The organism is Enterococcus sp. C50 (assembly GCF_040887505.1).
GTDB lineage: Bacteria > Bacillota > Bacilli > Lactobacillales > Enterococcaceae > Enterococcus_B > Enterococcus_B thailandicus.
This window is the reverse complement of the sequence record NZ_JBFOFW010000002.1, coordinates 73,389-90,323: the sequence shown is the minus strand read 5'-3', so window position 1 is coordinate 90,323 and position 16,935 is coordinate 73,389. Positions and strand designations below refer to the sequence as shown.

16 protein-coding genes and 1 tRNA gene are annotated in these 16,935 nt (G+C 36.1%); 1 reads left to right on the top strand and 16 read right to left on the bottom strand.

Annotated features, from left to right (window positions below):
- Nucleotides 1-19: 19 nt before the first annotated feature.
- The 5 genes from AB3I20_RS02970 to AB3I20_RS02950 form a co-directional block, all read right to left on the bottom strand.
- Nucleotides 20-571: a DUF1697 domain-containing protein gene (locus tag AB3I20_RS02970; protein ID WP_368026919.1), complete on the bottom strand. Its 552-nt coding sequence runs from the start codon at nucleotides 569-571 to the stop codon at nucleotides 20-22.
- Between the two features lie 187 nt (nucleotides 572-758).
- Entirely contained in the window at nucleotides 759-1,028 is a 270-nt protein-coding gene (locus tag AB3I20_RS02965; RefSeq protein WP_368026918.1) for a hypothetical protein, read from the bottom strand.
- Nucleotides 1,029-1,294: 266 nt separating this feature from the next.
- A tRNA-Arg gene (locus AB3I20_RS02960) sits at nucleotides 1,295-1,368 on the bottom strand.
- A 274-nt stretch (nucleotides 1,369-1,642) separates the two neighbouring features.
- Nucleotides 1,643-2,338 carry an O-methyltransferase gene (locus AB3I20_RS02955; protein ID WP_067480457.1) on the bottom strand — a complete coding sequence of 232 codons (696 nt, stop codon included), beginning with the start codon at nucleotides 2,336-2,338 and terminating at the stop codon, nucleotides 1,643-1,645.
- Nucleotides 2,339-2,451: 113 nt separating this feature from the next.
- Nucleotides 2,452-2,964 carry a signal peptidase I gene (locus AB3I20_RS02950; RefSeq protein WP_067480455.1) on the bottom strand — a complete coding sequence of 171 codons (513 nt, stop codon included), beginning with the start codon at nucleotides 2,962-2,964 and terminating at the stop codon, nucleotides 2,452-2,454.
- A 213-nt stretch (nucleotides 2,965-3,177) separates the two neighbouring features.
- Here AB3I20_RS02950 and AB3I20_RS02945 point away from each other — a divergent pair, with 213 nt between their 5' ends.
- Nucleotides 3,178-5,010, top strand: a complete 1,833-nt coding sequence (locus AB3I20_RS02945; protein WP_368026917.1) for a hypothetical protein — start codon at nucleotides 3,178-3,180, stop codon at nucleotides 5,008-5,010.
- A 65-nt stretch (nucleotides 5,011-5,075) separates the two neighbouring features.
- Here the strand turns inward: AB3I20_RS02945 and AB3I20_RS02940 are convergent, their stop codons facing one another.
- From AB3I20_RS02940 to AB3I20_RS02890, 11 genes are all read right to left on the bottom strand, one after another.
- Nucleotides 5,076-6,080 carry a lipoate--protein ligase gene (locus AB3I20_RS02940; protein WP_067480448.1) on the bottom strand — a complete coding sequence of 335 codons (1,005 nt, stop codon included), beginning with the start codon at nucleotides 6,078-6,080 and terminating at the stop codon, nucleotides 5,076-5,078.
- Nucleotides 6,081-6,090: 10 nt separating this feature from the next.
- The gene (locus AB3I20_RS02935) at nucleotides 6,091-6,831 is read right to left on the bottom strand and encodes an MBL fold metallo-hydrolase (RefSeq protein WP_067480445.1); all 741 of its coding nucleotides are present in this window, start codon (nucleotides 6,829-6,831) and stop codon (nucleotides 6,091-6,093) included.
- 62 nt (nucleotides 6,832-6,893) lie between these two features.
- A complete protein-coding gene (locus AB3I20_RS02930; RefSeq protein ID WP_067480442.1) occupies nucleotides 6,894-7,706 on the bottom strand; it encodes a DUF975 family protein in 813 nt (270 codons plus the stop codon).
- 3 nt (nucleotides 7,707-7,709) lie between these two features.
- A complete protein-coding gene (locus AB3I20_RS02925) occupies nucleotides 7,710-8,789 on the bottom strand; it encodes a M42 family metallopeptidase (protein ID WP_067480439.1) in 1,080 nt (359 codons plus the stop codon).
- Between the two features lie 264 nt (nucleotides 8,790-9,053).
- On the bottom strand, nucleotides 9,054-10,313 hold the full coding sequence (gene dltD / locus AB3I20_RS02920; RefSeq protein WP_218657891.1) for a D-alanyl-lipoteichoic acid biosynthesis protein DltD: 1,260 nt from the start codon (nucleotides 10,311-10,313) through the stop codon (nucleotides 9,054-9,056).
- A 2-nt stretch (nucleotides 10,314-10,315) separates the two neighbouring features.
- Nucleotides 10,316-10,549: a D-alanine--poly(phosphoribitol) ligase subunit DltC gene (dltC, locus tag AB3I20_RS02915; RefSeq protein ID WP_067480435.1), complete on the bottom strand. Its 234-nt coding sequence runs from the start codon at nucleotides 10,547-10,549 to the stop codon at nucleotides 10,316-10,318.
- A gap of 50 nt (nucleotides 10,550-10,599) precedes the next feature.
- A complete protein-coding gene (gene dltB / locus AB3I20_RS02910) occupies nucleotides 10,600-11,805 on the bottom strand; it encodes a D-alanyl-lipoteichoic acid biosynthesis protein DltB (protein ID WP_368026916.1) in 1,206 nt (401 codons plus the stop codon).
- The gene (dltA, locus tag AB3I20_RS02905) at nucleotides 11,802-13,316 is read right to left on the bottom strand and encodes a D-alanine--poly(phosphoribitol) ligase subunit DltA (RefSeq protein WP_311798180.1); all 1,515 of its coding nucleotides are present in this window, start codon (nucleotides 13,314-13,316) and stop codon (nucleotides 11,802-11,804) included. Before dltA ends, dltB begins: the two co-directional genes overlap by 4 nt.
- 10 nt (nucleotides 13,317-13,326) lie before the next feature.
- The gene (locus tag AB3I20_RS02900) at nucleotides 13,327-13,476 is read right to left on the bottom strand and encodes a teichoic acid D-Ala incorporation-associated protein DltX (RefSeq protein ID WP_067480430.1); all 150 of its coding nucleotides are present in this window, start codon (nucleotides 13,474-13,476) and stop codon (nucleotides 13,327-13,329) included.
- Nucleotides 13,477-13,794: 318 nt separating this feature from the next.
- Complete coding sequence (locus tag AB3I20_RS02895; RefSeq protein WP_368026915.1) at nucleotides 13,795-15,879, bottom strand: ABC transporter permease; 2,085 nt, start codon at nucleotides 15,877-15,879, stop codon at nucleotides 13,795-13,797.
- Nucleotides 15,869-16,636 carry an ABC transporter ATP-binding protein gene (locus AB3I20_RS02890; protein ID WP_071868189.1) on the bottom strand — a complete coding sequence of 256 codons (768 nt, stop codon included), beginning with the start codon at nucleotides 16,634-16,636 and terminating at the stop codon, nucleotides 15,869-15,871. The genes AB3I20_RS02895 and AB3I20_RS02890 overlap by 11 nt, the downstream gene beginning before the upstream one ends.
- Nucleotides 16,637-16,935: the final 299 nt, after the last annotated feature.

The window sequence follows — 16,935 nt, the reverse complement described above, 5'->3', positions numbered from 1 at the left end:
GCTTTTTATCGTAAAAAAGTCAGCTAGTCAATAATTCACTGATTTTATTTAAGGTTTTTCGATTGCGAACAGTAAAAGAATCATCGAGTTTTGTCAATTTATTTCCCAGTTTAGAATTCCGAATACTCTGCGCACTCAAGAAATAAATTTCTCTTTTTCCAACAAAAACCTTGTCTTGCCCTACAAATTCTTCAGCCAGCTTTGCTACAGCAGACGCATCGATTTCTTGATTGCCGAGATAAAAATACACGTGCTCGACCTCTGGCAAATGATCATTCATTTTCTGGATTTCAGCTTCTGTAAATGGAAACTCAGCTAAGATAGTTGCAAATTCCTCAGCTGTTCGTAAAACAATTTTGCTCTCAAAACCAAATCGTTCAACAAATGCTCTGACAAGTTCAGACATAATCATTGTTTCTGGTCTATTTGACTCAAAAATGACATTCCCACTTTGAATATACGTTTTGACATTTTGATAACCTAAATCACTAAATAATACTCTTAAATCAGCCATCTTAATGCGATTTTTACTTCCAACATTGATTCCCCGAAAAAATGCGATATAGTTCATTTATATACTCCTTCTTTCTCGTTCTCGCTCTGCTTAACTAAATGAAGGATGGGATAATTTTTCCCAAAACCATCTATTTGGTCCTCTGAATCAATTGTAAATCCATGTTTCAAATAAAATGCTTTAGCGTTTTTATTTTGCGCGTTGACATCTATTTTTTGAATGTTTTTATTTTCTAATAACCAAACTAAAATTTTACTGCCATATTTTTTCCCATAAACTCTGGGTTAAGAAATAGCATTGCTAACTCTTCATCCTGTGTACCACTAAATCCTAGCAACTGTTCATCATCGTACCATAACAAGAGTTCAACAGCATTGAAGTAGTTTGGTATAGCTTCTTGATAAAACACAAAATCTTTTTGTGATAAAAAGTTATGTGTTTCTTTAACTGATTTCCCCCAAACTTCTAGTACTTTAGGGTAATCATCCAGTACAGCTTTTTTATGCGTCAACATATGCTTTCTCCCTAACTTTAATAATAAATTTTTCTGGTGCTGAATGGATTATTTTTGTATCTATTTTCTCAAATGCATCTAGTTATTTGTTGATGATACGAACTATTTTTCGATAAATTCTATCTATTTTGAAGTGTCAAATAGACGCATTTAAAAGACCTAGCTAACCCAACTGCTTCTAACTTTAACTGAGTAAAAACTTTTACCACAAGTTTGACACAAAAACAAAAAACCGTTAGAAACAAACGTTTCTAACGGTTTTTATACGTCACAGGAGGGATTCGAACCCCCGACCGTCCGCTTAGAAGGCGGATGCTCTATCCAGCTGAGCTACTATGACCTCACATGTTTATCACATGAATTAGCGCAACAAGGTAATTATAGAGAAACAAAAAGATTCTGTCAATAAGAATTTAGTTATTTAATTGCAAAAAGTTTTCAAAAAAATCATAGAATTCAAAATAAAAGCTTTTTTTCTACGTATCTTTTTGTGAAGGCTTAGATTAGACAATTTACTAAATTAATTTCACAAAAAAGACTGGGATCTCTCCTTCCCAGCCAGATAACTATTTTTATTTTCTTTTTAGAATCAGTGATTGCTTAGTTCTGATTGTTTATTGAACTTCAGCTAATGAAACATCATCAGCTTCTTTAGTAATCATAATCACGCCATCACCCAACGGCAAGATGCTTGATGTTAGTCCAGGATGATTCATGACAACTCTTAGAAATTCATTTAATTTACGATGAATTGCTCGTTTTCCTCTGGGAATTTCTTCATCTGGTAATAAAATTGTGCCGCCTTGAAAAATATCATCTACCATCAGCACCCCGCCTTTTCTTAATAAACGTAAACATTCTGGAAGGAACTCAATATATTTTGACTTCGCACTATCCATAAAAATAAAATCGTATGGGCCTATCAATGTTGGCAAAATTTCAGCTGCTTGTCCTTCAAGTAACGTTACTTTATCTGTTAAACCAAGACGTTCATAATTTTTTTTCGCTTTTTCAATCATTACATCAAAACGATCAATCGTTGTAACGTGGCCTACCTCACTAATTGAAGTTGCCATCAAGCTAGACGAGAAGCCTATGGCAGCGCCAATTTCTAATATATTTTCTGGTTTCATTTGACCAAGGAAAAATTTCAAAAAGAGTGCCGTTTCATGAGGAATGACAGGAACTCCTGCCTCATGCGCCTCTTCTTCAAGAAGCCCTAGCTCACCAGGTAATTTTTTTTGTTGTGTTCGCATAAAATCCAGTAATTCTTCCTTTATAACTGGACGATGCATCATTTCATTGCGCATACTTCTCCTCCTCTTTCCAACATTATACTTAGAACAAATTTATTGTACAAGTTACTAAAAGTTTTTCTTAGCAAAAAAAGTTCGACAGAAATTCTGTCGAACTAAGTATTTGATCAAATCATTCTACAATTTTTCTTTTTCCGAAATTCATCTACCGTGTTCCACGTCGTGACAGCAGTTAAACAAAATGCCATACCCCAAAACAAGATATTCATTTTCGAAAAGCTATCTTTAGCCAGTAGCGCACCTACATAGGGAATTTGAAAAACTGGTTTTCCAATTACACTTCGTGGTTTTATCATGCCTGATTCAACTTGTGTCTGCGTATCTGCTTTCGTATAAAAATATTCTTGGTTCTCACCTGCAGCGACCACACGTCGGGTTTTCACTCGCTCACCAGAATTTTCATAATAAGTAATGACGTCACCAACTAAAATATCTTCCGCTTTTTGTGGTCGAACATAAACCACACTTCCGTTTGAATACAATGGAGCCATATCTTTATCAGTAACAATTTGTGGTGTTAGGCCAAGCAAGTGTGGCAATAAAACAATACATAAGATAATGGCTAAAAATAGAATCAATACAATTGAGCCAATAAGAGTTATTTTTTTGTTAAAAGGCACCGTTTTCCACCTCAATTCCCTAATTTACTAAAGTAACAATATAATAACACAAATTTTTATCTATATTTCTTTTTTATTAGAAAACTGATATTTAAAACTTGAAAATCTCCTTATTTTCTTAATTAAATAGCTAATTAAGTGTTATAAAGGCATTGACTACAAATAAAAAAAAGTTTAACCTAAATGTACTCCAATTGGAAAGGACCGTTACATATGACTCCTTTAAATAACACACATAATAAAAAAGATTTTTTTTCAACAAAAATGAAATGGTTTTCTATAATAACATTATCCTTGTTATTTTTATTTGGCATTAGCTATTTCTTCTATTTTATCCTTTCTCCAGTCGATAGTGATGAAACAAAAGAAATTCAACAAGCTTGGGATTTTTATTCAAAGGATGATCCTGAGACTCGCTACAACAGTGAGTATTTAGAAAAAGTGCCCCAAGTTTCAAAAAATGAAACTTTCGTGATGGAAACCACTTTAACAAAAAAGCTTGACCAAGCCAGTATCTTGTTGAAAGGAAATCATCAATGGATCAAAGTTCGATTAGATCAACAAATTCTTTACGAACGAACAGGTGACGCAAATACCAAAAATCCTGGGTTATCACTAGCAGTCATTGATTTACCTGACAATTATGTTGGAAAAAAATTATCAATTGAAGTTGCCTCTCCTTACATAACTTTTGCGGGGATCCCACCAAAAGTTTATATTGGCACTGCCTCTTCAATGGTCACGTTTATCTTCTCTAAATCAGTACCACAGTTTTTGACTATGATTATCGCAATTCTATTAGCGGTTGGAACATTGATTATGGCAATCTATATTATGTATAAACAACAACGGCTGGATCTCTCATTGATTTTTTTAAGCTGTTTTGCATTAATCGTCGGCTTTAGCGCAATGTCTGAAGATATTTTGAGTGGATTGTTATTTGATCCAATCGTTCATTCTACTCTGTCGCATCTTTTTACCGTTTTAAGTGCATTATTCCTAATTTCTTATTATGCGTTACGCATGGAACGTTATCGACGGCTTTTTGGAATCTGGTGTCTTATTCAAGTTTTCTTATCTTGCTTACCCATTTTATATGCTCTTTTCACACCAGAAGAGCTTCCTGAAATGATGCAATTGATTAGTATCATTCGAGTTTTCAGTACACTGGTGACTTCCCTTGCCTGTATTGGTGAAGCCTATCATGGAAATCGTTTTTTCGTTTCCTGTACGCCTTGGATCATTCTGATTGCAATTAGCCACTGCTACTTGTTTATCCAAAGCACCCTAGGAAATTACGCTAGCACACTCAACTGGTCAACTATTCTTTATATGATTATTTTGCTAGTAATTGTCATTTATAGTATTTCTGAACATATCCATGCCGTAGATCAAAATATTCGAGAAGCTAATTTTTTAAAAACTAAAACTGAGCTGCTTGAGGCGCATTATGAATCCTTACGTGCACATATGAAGGAAATCAGCACACTTCGTTTAGACTTTTTAGATCGAATGACAACAATTCAAGCAATGTTGCAAACTAGTCAACCAGAGCAAGCAGAAAACTACCTGAATGAACTTCTTGATGAAGCACAAAATTTTGAGCTTATGACTTCTTTATCTGGTCATTCATTGACAAATTTGATTTTGGCACGTTATCAAGAAATTGCGAATAAGCAAAGTATTGAAATTCATTTTAATGCCGACCTTCCAGGAACGTTATTTGTTCACGATGACGACTTGACCCAATTATTGATTCATATCTTGGAACATTCTTTCAGAGAATCACATGCAATTGAAAACCCATTACAGCGAAAAATTTTCCTTTCAATGCGTGTCAGTGATGATGATTTCATTATTCATTGTGAACACAATGCACATTATGATACAAATATTTTTGACCGTGGAATAACGACCGAATTAGATAGTCAAGAACACTTTGATTTAATGATGATAAAGCTTGTCACTGATAAGTATTCTGGTAAATTAACTCAAGAAAAAGATGAAATTTTTGATCGTGTTACGATTCAACTTTCTCGCATTTAAAAAAATAAAAAAGCTTCCGGAAAAATTTCCCGGAAGCTTTTTTGGTTACTAATCGGTCACTCTTTTTAATAAAGTAATGACAGTAAGTCTTCCGACTCGATTGCACCAAAGTATTTTTTAACGTCGATTGTATCGACCGTTTTCTCTAATGAAGCTTTTTCATATTTTTGACCAATCAACGCTTGTTCAACATCAGCGATATTTCCTAAACCAAAGAAATCACCATAAATTTTTGCATCGTCGATCAATCCATCAGCAACATCTAAATGAACTTCAATCGAGCCAATTGGAAAACGTTTTTGACGAGAAAAATTGAAATCAGGTGATTTTCCATAATTCCAATTCCAATTTCTGTAATAATCTTCAGAAATTTGATTGATTTTTTCCCAATCAGCTTCAGTTAATTGATATTCTTTAATATCAGCCTCTGATTCTACACCAAAGATTTTTAATAAGATTTCTTGACGAAACTCTTCCGTTGTCATCTCTTGTTTATCTTCTGGCAAGAATGGTTTGATATTTGTCACACGTGAACGAATAGACTTGATCCCTTTTGATTCAATCTTGTCTTTTTTCACCTTCAAAGCATTAACAACTTCATTGATATCGGAATCGAACATGATTGTCCCATGGGCAAACATTCTGCCACTTGTCGCATACATTGCATTCCCAGAAAACTTCATTCCATCAATTACTAAGTCATTTCGACCTTTTAACTCGGCACCTGTAACACCTAATTCATGAAGTGCTTGAATAATTGGTTGTGTAACTTTTGCAAAATCACGGAAAGAATTTCCATCATCAGGCATGATAAAACTGAAATTCAAATTACCAAGGTCGTGATAGACAGCTCCGCCACCACTTAGTCGGCGAACCACATGGATTCCTTGCTCTTCAACATAGTCACGATTGATTTCTTCAATCGTATTTTGATTACGTCCGATAATAATCGAAGGCTCATTGATATAAAAAAGTAGAATAGGTTCATCTAAAGGCATTTCTTGTAATAAAAATTGTTCAATTGCTAAATTTACTCTTGGGTCGTGGTTTTCATTCGGTACAAAAATCATGGTCGTCCTCCTAGATTTCAAATACTTTATCGACAGCTGCCAATTCAACAATCACATCTGGACCAGCAGCTTTTTGTGCTTCGTTTCTTAGTTGTTCCAAATCACCAAATTGAGGTAAATGCGTCAAAACAAGTTTTTTCACCTGTGCAGCTTGTGCCAACTCACCAGACTCTTTTGACGTAAAATGCGCACGATGGCGTTCATTTCCTTCAAATAAATAAGTGTCTGCTAAAAATAAATCGGCTTCTCGTGCAAACGGAATAAAACTTTCCAGATAACCAGAGTCACCAGTGAACACAAATACTTTTCCAGTAGCTTCTTCTACGATTCGCATCGCATAGCAAGGAACTGGATGGATCGTCTTCATAAAAGTAATGAGAAACGGCCCCACTTTTAGTTCTTCTGGTTCATAATAAGCAATTCCTTCTGAGACACCGGGCATACTTAATTCAGCAAAATGAAAAGCATCTTCCGTATGACCATAAATCGGTAATACTGCCTCTGGGTCTTTTTCAGGATGAAGTTGCCAATAGTACTGCAACACACCTAAATCCGCAATATGGTCATGGTGATAGTGACTCAAAATCACCGCATCCAAATCCAGTGGTTCAAGATGTTCCTCCAGTTTAACTAACGTTGCACTTCCCGCATCAATTAGTAAATGAAACTTGTCAGATTGTAATAAATAACCGGTTGTTCCTTGATTTTGATAAGGATAGGCACCTAAACAGCCTAAAACCGTTAATTTCATCGTACATTCCTCCTCAAAAACTTATCCTACCACAAAAGTAATCTTTTCGATGAATAAACTGCTTACACTTGTGCAAAATATTCTGCAGGTGCGCCTTTTTCATTCCTTGCATGGTCGTAAAATCCAGCGGCAGTCACGTTAACATATGCAATAACCCATAATAAACCAAAGACTAAAGCCAACGCTCCTAAAATGTACCAGCCAACAAATGACAACTGCAATAAAATATAAGTGAACCAACGATCTTTCATCAAATACCAAGCATAGCGAAGTGCCTGCATTACGGTTAATTCTGGATAATCAAACTTTGCCCAAACAGCAAACTGAAATAAACCACCCACAATGTTCATCAAGATAACTGAGATAAAAAGTAACAATAACATGCCAAAAATGACACCAAAATCAAGAAAACCACCCTCGCTCACACTGACAGCCACTGTCCCAGATGAATTTAAAATCAAACTGGCATATGAACGAACACCAGACATCAAGATTGCTGGTAAAAACACCAATGAATTAATCAACCAATTCACTACAGTGTTCAACAAATGGATCAGCAATAATGGCACAAAATATTCCTTTTGAAAAACAACTAGCAATAGATTCATTTTTGCCTTCCCACCACGCATCACAAATAAAGCAATGTACACTAGCGAATAAGTAAATGCAAATAGTAAAAAGTTATCTAGCAAAAAGTTGAGAATATTTTCTTGCGTGCTATCTGGAGCAAAAGAGGTCATATTTCCAAAAATCATCTCAATGATGCCCGAGATCAAGCCAGCTAAAAAGATTAACCCAGCATTAATACCCCACTGTTCCTTTAACGCCGTACGCGCCTGCGCACGATAGTCTGAAATGCTTACCGTCTTATTCATCAATTAATAGCTCCGAATCTTTTCAACAGTTTCATGGTCTAGACGTTTTACTAACTCCGTCACCAATTTGACTGTATTTAAATAGTCATCTTCATGAATAACCGATGTATGTGAATGTAAGTAACGAACCGGAACAGTGATTGCAACTGAAGGAACACCATCTCTTGTTAAATGCATTTGACCTGCATCTGTTCCTCCACCAGTAATGACTGTATATTGGAAAGGAATCTCCAGTTCTTCTGCTACATCAATCACAAAGTTCAATAATTTTTTATGCGGAATCATTGAAGCGTCAAAAATCAAGATTTGTGGACCTTTTCCTAAAACAGAATCCGCTTCTTTTGGTGTCATTCCTGGTGTATCACCGGCTGTTCCCGTGTCTAATGCAAAAGCAATATCTGGATTTACCAAATGGGTACTTGTTCGTGCACCACGTAAGCCAACTTCTTCTTGAACGTCACTACCTGCAAATAAAACATTCGGATGACCTTCTTTGGCTAAATTTTCTAAAACTCGTAAAGAAACGGCTGTTCCAATTCGATTGTCCCAAGCTTTGGCTAATAAAAATTTGCCACCATTTAATCGTTTATATTCAATATAAGGCGTAACCATATCTCCAGGTCGAATGCCCCACTCTTTAGCTTCCTTGTCACTCGTTGCACCAATATCAATAAACATGTCCTTGATATCATATGGTTTATTTCTAACTGCGGGCGTTAAAACGTGAGGCGGTTTTGAACCAATCACACCATGGATCACATCCCCCGCTTGTGTTTTGATTTCAACTTGTTGTGCAAGCATTACTTGTCCCCACCAGCCACCAAGTGTTTGAAATTCTAAGAAACCTTTTTCTGTAATTTTTGTAACCATGAAACCGACTTCATCCATGTGACCAGAAATAAAAACTTTTGGTCCGCCGCCAGCACCATGCTTTGCAATGACGCTTCCTAACCCATCAAAGAAAATATCATCCGCAAATGATTGCGCATACTCTTTGAAAACTTCGCGCACTTCTTCTTCATTTCCAGGTACACCTTTAGCAGATGTTAATTTGATTAATAATTCTTCTTCCTTTTTATCCAAACTCGTTCCCTCTTTTCTTATTTAGTAAACTAAATTATACCATTTCTCTGCAAGAATGGAGAAAAAGGTTTTCAAGAAAATCATGAAAAAAAGAAAAAGAGGTATGACAAAATTCGTGTCATACCTCTTTTTTTCAGAATAAATGGTATTCCCCAAGCAGCCACTTGGGCAATTAATCTTTTTCCTCTACAAATACGAGTGGCTATTTTTAGGGAAAATCCCGTATGGCTTGCTTGTTGCCGTAACTTTCGACCTACTTAATCGTTAATTTAACTTATCTGGCTCTTTTTGTTGCCACTCTTTACTATAAAAAGCATTATCCAACTTGTAATGAACAGGTGCTTGCTTTTCTGCTAAAAAAGGTGCAATTTTTTGATCGGCGGCTAACCAACCTTGCCAACCTAAATGAATTGTGTCTTCCATAAAATAGGGTGTATTTGCTTGATTTGTTAGATCAACAACTTGTTCAAAGCCTTGACTGGTTAATTGGAATTTCACTTTTTTCGCAAATTGTTGCAACATCTCTTGAGACAATCCAGTGTAATCACTCCATTTTTCATTCACTGGTGGAATGATGAACATCACTTGCATTTTTTGTTTAGCAAATTGTTCCAAAACTAACTGAAAATCTGAAAACTCTGGTGAGCAACGATAGTCCCAGTTTGTCTGTGACTGCTTTAATTTTTCAATTTCTGGACGTACGCGATGCGTATAAAATTCATTTTTTAGTCCATATGGATTATTATTCGTCGATTTTTCACCAATTTTATTTGCTAGTTTTTTCAATTGTGTATCTTGATAAACTTCTGGTAATTGTCCAGTTGCATGATCAATTCGTTTTTGCTTCCCAACTAGCCCAATCTGACTAAATAATTCATCTTCTCTTTTCAATAACTGCCACGCTGGATAGAGTTTCTTACGACTTTTCTCAGTTGGCAACCGACCAGCTTTGATTTGTTGGAGCAACTCAGTCAGCGTTTGGTTTTCTGTTACTTTAGGAAAGCTAAGCAATCGGCGAGCTACATAGCGGTCAGCTGATGTCACTTTTTTCAATCCAAAGAGCCAATCATATGTTTGTAACTCTGAATAATACATATTGAAGTAATCTTTACTTACCCCCTTCTTAACAAACCACTGAGGGGAAATAATAAAGACTGCTTTCTTATCTTTCAAATGACTTCCAGCAGATTGCATCAACATAAATTGACTAAACGATTGGGTACCTGGTGCCCCTAATAAAAAAGGTTCGTAGTCACGCTGATATTTTTTTGCTAAAACACTAGGGTGGAAAGGGCTGATTCGACTTAGTTCACTTGAACCAAAGAAGGGCACATATTTTTCTTCGGCTAACGCTTCGTTTTTGATAGCGTCCCCCTTCAACAAATTACCAGACATTGAACTAGCTGCTTCATGAATAACTTTTGGATCATTTACATTCACACGATAGGGCGAAATAAATAAGAAAACTAATAATCCGATTGCCAAAACAACTGGTCCAAATATGGCAAAAAGCTTCTTTTTCATCATTAATCCTTTAAGTTTTCCGCTTGTGCAATAATTTTATTTGGAGTCGCCCACTCTTCACGTTCAAATTCAGAAACAGGTACTTGAATTCCTAACTCGCCATCTAATTCTACTAATAGTTGAACAGTTGCAAGTGAATCAAGTAGTCCTTCATCAAATAAGTTCATATCGCGATTGTTTCGAACCTCATCCGTTCCAGTAATTTCTGTTAAAATTGTTAAAATTTGTTCTCCCATGTGTATTCTCTCCTTTTAATAAATGTAATTTTCTTTTGTTGAATCAAAGATCAAGCAAAAAGTAAGGTATTTAAAATTCCTGAAAAGATCAACAAACCAAAACAGATTGCCTGAAATGTTAAGAAAACTGCAAATGCGTGTGTCAACTTATTTGTAGGTAACTGACCTTTGTGCTTGCGTTTGAAACGAATCCACGCATCGGTCAGACAAATCAAAGTTGCGTGGTAAATCCCGTAAACAATGTAAAACCAAGTTAACCCATGCCAGACACCCATGATTAGAAATAACACAAAGTAGCCAACATTAGAGGCAACGATTTTGCTTTTAAAAACTTTATTCTTCATCAAGAAAAACATCAGGCGCATATAAATATAATCTCTAAACCAAAAAGATAACGTCATGTGCCAACGATTCCAGAATTCTTTGATGTTCCAAGATAAAAACGGTTTGTTAAAATTGATTGGTGTCTCATAACCCATGAGATAGCTCGTGCCAATCGCAAACAAACTATAGCCAGCAAAGTCAAAGAATAGATACAAACTATAGACATACATATAACCAAGTAATGCCCACGAAATGCCACCATTATGAACCACCATATGTTTCAAAGCTGGTTCTAGAACTTGCCCTAGATAATACCCAATAATAAATTTGTAAAGAAAACCAACAAAAATATTTTGGACACCTTTTCCCAATAACTCAACATATTTCTCAGCACTTGGCGGCTGCAACTCATCCTTTTCAAAACGACGATAGCGGTCGATTGGCCCCGATGAAATTGTTGGGAAAAAGAGTAAAAATTGGATATATCGCAATGGATGATATGCTTTGATCATGCCATCGCGAATCTCCATAATCATCTGAACGGATTTAAAGGTCAGATATGAGATACCTAGAAATCCGATGAATGAAATTGGCTTATCTGTTAGTAATGGCATAATCTTGGTGATTGTCAAAGGTGCAATCGCCAAAAATACTGCCAAGTAAAACCAAACTGTTTCGTTCTTTCTCTGGCGATAACTGAAATAAAGCCAAACTAAGATTACCTGCCAGATAACATAGCCAATTAAAGCAACTCCTTGTTTCCAGTCTGCCCCACCAAAACTAATGAATAAGAAAAAGACAGTGACGATTGCCTGATAAATCGGTAATCGCTTGTTCCGTACGAGTAAGGAAAAAACGATAGGTGCTAACGCAACCAACAATAGCAGAAAGTACAAGGGTTGCGCATAAGGAATCATATGAGGAATCGTCATGTTGGATTCACCTCAGCCAGTAATTTCTTACGATCAATTTTATCGTTTGGTGTTTGTGGTAATTGATCAAGATAGTTGATTCTTTGTGGAATCATGTACTCCATCACTGATTGTCCTAGCTCTTGTTTAATTGCCTTCGTTAACTGAAACGATGGTTCGACCTTTTGTTCTAAGACAATAAACGCAACCAATTGCTGAACTTTCACTCCTTGATATTTAGGTACTACTACTGCTTGTTTAACATTTGGATTCATCCCTAAATAATGTTCGATGTCGCCAAGCTCAATTCGATAACCATGTAACTTGACTTGAAAATCCAAACGACCTTCATACAAAAGCATGCCATCTGTAGTCAAGCTTCCGGCATCACCTGTTCGGTAGCTTGCCTGATTTTCATAATCAAAGAATGCTGCTTCCGTTTTTTCTGGGTTATTCAAATAACCTTTTGAAACACTTGGTCCTGAAATAATGATTTCGCCTGTTTCACCGGCTACACAAGGCTGATTTTCCGCAAAGATTGTTACTTTTGTATCTGATTTCACTTTACCAATTGGAATTCGTTCATACGCATCTAACACAGCTTGCGTAACTTGAACACTAGAAATTGCAACTGTAGCTTCAGTTGGACCATAAGTATTGTAAATTGCCGCATTGGGAAATCGTTTCAATAATTCTTGTGCTGTTTTTTTCGTCAGTTCTTCTCCACAAAAAATAAATTGTTCGAGTTCAGGAACATGCTGTTCATTAAAGTTTGGTTCCATCAAACAAATATCCATAAAGGACGGTGTCGAAACCCATGTTTCCAATTTTAACTGTGGCAAAGTCTGAAATAATTGCTTGAAATCTTGAATAACTGCTTTTGCCAATGGAACAAGTATTCCACCAGAAACCAATGCTGGATAAATAGAGAAGACCGATAAGTCAAATGAAAAAGGTGCCTGTGCTAAAAAACGCATGCCGGGATGGATAGTAAAATCTGTTAATGTCCATTCCACAAAACTTTTTAAGTTGTCGTGACTAATTTGAACGCCCTTTGGTTGTCCTGTTGTTCCCGAAGTAAAGATAATATAAAAGTTTTCCGTCATGTTTACTGGATGACTAGGCTGAAATGAAACTTTCTCTTCAAAAATAGAAACGAATTCTTTTTTTGTTAAAACTGTTTGCTGATTCAATGCTTCTGGCCATTCGCCCACTCCCACAATCAAGGTTGGCTGCGCCACCGTTAAAATGGCTTCGATTCGTTCTTGCGGTGTCTGTTCTTCAATTGGCAAATAGGCGTGTCCCGCTTTGACAGCTCCTAAAAAAGCAACCAGCATTTCAAATTCTAAATTACCAAATACGACGATTGGCTTTTTATCGTCTACATTTGATTCTAAATAATAGGCAAAAGCATCAGATGCTGCTTTCAATTTTCCATATGTGTACTCTTCGTTCGCCGTGCGGTAAGCCACGCGTTCTGGCTCAGTTACGCCCCAGCGATCGATTGCTTCAATGATTGTGCTAAATTTCATGATGTCCCTCCTAAAACTCATTGTAGATAAAGGATCCTCCCTGGATATTTTTATAGTGATACAAATAAATCAGCGCAAGGAATATCAAACTATAAAAAAGGGTGCGAATGAAAAATTTTCCCCAATAATTAACTTGAGGTTGTGCCCACCATTTCTTCATCAAAACACCTCCATATCAAACTTCTACAGAAATTTTAACGATTTTTCGTCTAAGGGGACATCTATCTAGCTTACGATAAGCGATTTCAGGCTAACACTTTTGTCACAAGGTTGAGAAATAAGGATTATGTCAAAAAATAAAAATAAAAATTAACAGAAATTTTTCTAATTCCTTCAAAAAAATTTAAACTTTTTTCCAACCTATTTTTAGTAATTCTCCCTGCAAGCATTACTCCTTCACTTTCTCCTATTCAACGCACAAAAAAACAACACTCCTATCGACTGTCCATCGATAAAAGTGTTGTGGGTTTCATTTTATTTATTCTTTGATAATTCGATAGTACCAACGACAAGTAATCACATAAAGCAGCACATAGACAACCACAAGTAGTCCACAGACTAAGTATGCAAGCCAGTAATCAGCAGTCTTAATGTATTGAGCAAAGACATTAATTGCAAAAACGGCATGCAAAATACCTAAAATCATTGACGGGAAAAAGGTAATCGCATTTTGCCCATAAATCATCAAACTTACTCTTCTTTGTGGGATACCTAGTTTCGTAAGTAAATGATAATTTCCTTTTTCTTCTTCTGCTTCTGCTAACTGCCGTACCATTAAGATACTACCAGTCGTAATGACAACAATCATCCCAACGAATAACGAAACAAACGTGTAACTCCCCGTTTGGCGATAAACCGAACGCATCTGTGGGTACCTTGCTGTAAAATTCAAGCGTGCGGACTGCCCTGTTTCTTTACTCGTATCAGCAAAATCTTTCGTTGAACTATCTTCAAATGCCTCATCGTCTTCTGTAACTTTTGCAACGATTTTCCCAGTCAATTGCTGCTGATTGATTTCATATTGATACGCAACAGAATGATTCCAGTTGATTTCAACTTTTCGATCCAAAATCTCATTAATAGCTTCATTATTTCCACCAGTTACATTCCAATGAACAACTTGATACGCCGCTCCTGGTGTTGCGTGATAAATTTTCTCACTGACAATCAATGTTGGGCCACTGTAACGCATCGCGCTCTCACCTAAGACATCAGGATGGATGGATTGAATTTTCAAAGCTGTTTGATTCGGCAGATAGATTCCCTTTCCATAAATCGAAATATTTCTCACTAATGACTGGACTTCATCCAACAATACCGTGTGCTTATCCGACTTCAATCGAATTTTTGGCAATCGAGGATTCATTTTTCGGAAGTCTTGATATTCTTTCTCTGTAATTAAATTCACCAGTTGAAACTCTTGTCCATCTTCTACTTGTCCAAGACGAAAATCATGTACACTTCCAACTACTTTATAGTTCAATATCATTTCTTGTGTAATTTTTTGCTTTTCTTTAGCTAAAATCGGTGCAATAAACTCAGCTGTTTGGGCATCTAATTGATAATCCGTTGCGTTTTCAATATCCGTTGTATGCGTCAATAAGGTAGATAAGGAAGTCACCCCACCAATCGTGGCTAAAGAAACACCTAAGATCAACGTAATCAAGGAACTTGTTCGCCAGCCTTTCATCAGATGGATCTGAGTATTGCCAATCATCAACAGATTAATTCCACGGTAACTAACTTTCCATTTACTAAAACTATTGAGCAAGAAGCGTAAAGAAAAACAGAAAAACAGATACGTACCAATCACGCATAGGATAAAAATCAAGAAGGGATAACTAAAAATCAACCCAAATTGAGCACCATTTTCAACTAACCAAGTCAAGTACTCTCGAAAATGAATTGCCCCAAAATAACCACTTGTCAGCAGAAATAAGCCGATAATACCCAACAAACGATGTCTGGTTCGCAAACGCATTTTTTTACTAACCACTCGCTCTGTATTACCAAAGCTTTGAATCATCGGGTAACGCCAAATCTTCCAAGTCGAGTGTACCGACACAATCAAAATAATCAGAAAAAATGCAACCAACGTATCGACAATGGACGACCAAGAGACAAAAAATGGACTAGTAATTTGCATTCGCATCATTCGGACTAAAATCATTTGAAAGAGTTTTGAAAAAATAATTCCTAACAGAATTCCTGTTATACAAGAAAATAAGCCAATCACCATCGTTTCAATCAGATAGATAGAAGAAATCTGAAACTTACTTACACCAAACAATTGATAGATACCGATTTCTTTTTCACGACGGTTTAGAAAAAAACGATTCGCACTAAAAACAAAAAACAGTAATACCAAGGTAATCATGAACGTTCCAAAACCGAGTGCACCGTCAATAGAACCATCTTGACTGGCACGGCGAACTAACGATTGATCGTACGTCATCGAATTGAAGGAATAATAAATCATAACTGAAAAGGTCAGACTAAAAAAATAAATCAAGTACCCTCGCGACTGTCTAAGTAAACTTCTGGCAGCCAACTTATAAAGCATTGATTTTGCCACCTCCCCCGATTGTCGCTTGCATATCGATCACTTTTTCAAAAAATTCACTTCGCGAGCCACGACGAACAACTTCAGAAAAAATCACACCGTCTTTGATAAATAAAATGCGATTACAATAACTTGCGGTGTAAGGATCATGGGTCACCATCAAAACAGTTGCTTTTTCTTTTTGATTCATCAACGTTAAATAATTTAATAATTCTGTTGCTGATTTTGAATCAAGAGATCCTGTTGGTTCATCTGCAAAAATAACTTTTGGATGAACAACCAAGGCACGCGCCGCCGCAATTCGCTGGCGTTGTCCAACCGATAATTCATCTGGGTAGCGTTTCATGATTTCTTCAATATCGAGTAGCTGTGCCACATGTAAGACACGACGCTCCATTTCTTCTTTCGGTATTCGTTCCACTGCTAAAGGCAACAAAATATTATCTTTTGCATTCAAGGTATCTACTAAATTAAATTCCTGAAAAATAAAGCCTAATTGCTTTCGTCTAAAATCACTAAGCTGACTACTCTTCATTTTAGTGATTTCTTTTCCTTCAATCGTGACACTTCCCATAGTTGGCAAACTGATCGTCGATAAAATATTCATCAAAGTTGTTTTCCCTGCACCACTTGGACCCATGATTCCTACGAATTCTCCTTCGTCCACAGTGAAAGAAAGATTGTCTAGTACTTTGACGGGTGCTAATTTATTTCCATAAATTTTACTGAGATGTTTCACCTCAATCATTCGTTCCATGTGTTTGCCCTCCTAAAATATTCCTCACTACTTTTATTATACTTGCATCGTAGCATAGTCTTTTGTTTTTTTCTCTTTAGTTTTTGTCACTTGGAGCAAAAAAAATGTTTTTTTATTTTTTTAATTTTTTTTATTCATTTTATAAATCCTGTACTTTCACGTTTTCACTTTTTTTCACAAGGAAATATACACCATATATGGTATATTCACTTATTTATACATCGACAAACCCACTACATATAGTTGCCCGTTTCACTGATTTGTTTTATGATAGACAAGAACAATTTAGTAGGAGTTGA

Coding starts and splice junctions, on each gene's coding strand:
- AB3I20_RS02940 (WP_067480448.1), bottom strand. CDS start 6,080: ATGATTTTTGTACCGAATGAAAACCACGACCCAAGAGTAAATTTAGCA.
- AB3I20_RS02935 (WP_067480445.1), bottom strand. CDS start 6,831: ATGAAATTAACGGTTTTAGGCTGTTTAGGTGCCTATCCTTATCAAAAT.
- AB3I20_RS02895 (WP_368026915.1), bottom strand. CDS start 15,879: ATGCTTTATAAGTTGGCTGCCAGAAGTTTACTTAGACAGTCGCGAGGG.
- AB3I20_RS02945 (WP_368026917.1), top strand. CDS start 3,178: ATGACTCCTTTAAATAACACACATAATAAAAAAGATTTTTTTTCAACA.
- AB3I20_RS02970 (WP_368026919.1), bottom strand. CDS start 571: ATGAACTATATCGCATTTTTTCGGGGAATCAATGTTGGAAGTAAAAAT.
- dltB (WP_368026916.1), bottom strand. CDS start 11,805: ATGACGATTCCTCATATGATTCCTTATGCGCAACCCTTGTACTTTCTG.
- AB3I20_RS02930 (WP_067480442.1), bottom strand. CDS start 7,706: ATGAATAAGACGGTAAGCATTTCAGACTATCGTGCGCAGGCGCGTACG.
- AB3I20_RS02955 (WP_067480457.1), bottom strand. CDS start 2,338: ATGCGCAATGAAATGATGCATCGTCCAGTTATAAAGGAAGAATTACTG.
- AB3I20_RS02900 (WP_067480430.1), bottom strand. CDS start 13,476: ATGAAGAAATGGTGGGCACAACCTCAAGTTAATTATTGGGGAAAATTT.
- dltD (WP_218657891.1), bottom strand. CDS start 10,313: ATGAAAAAGAAGCTTTTTGCCATATTTGGACCAGTTGTTTTGGCAATC.
- dltA (WP_311798180.1), bottom strand. CDS start 13,316: ATGAAATTTAGCACAATCATTGAAGCAATCGATCGCTGGGGCGTAACT.
- AB3I20_RS02890 (WP_071868189.1), bottom strand. CDS start 16,636: ATGGAACGAATGATTGAGGTGAAACATCTCAGTAAAATTTATGGAAAT.
- AB3I20_RS02965 (WP_368026918.1), bottom strand. CDS start 1,028: ATGTTGACGCATAAAAAAGCTGTACTGGATGATTACCCTAAAGTACTA.
- dltC (WP_067480435.1), bottom strand. CDS start 10,549: ATGGGAGAACAAATTTTAACAATTTTAACAGAAATTACTGGAACGGAT.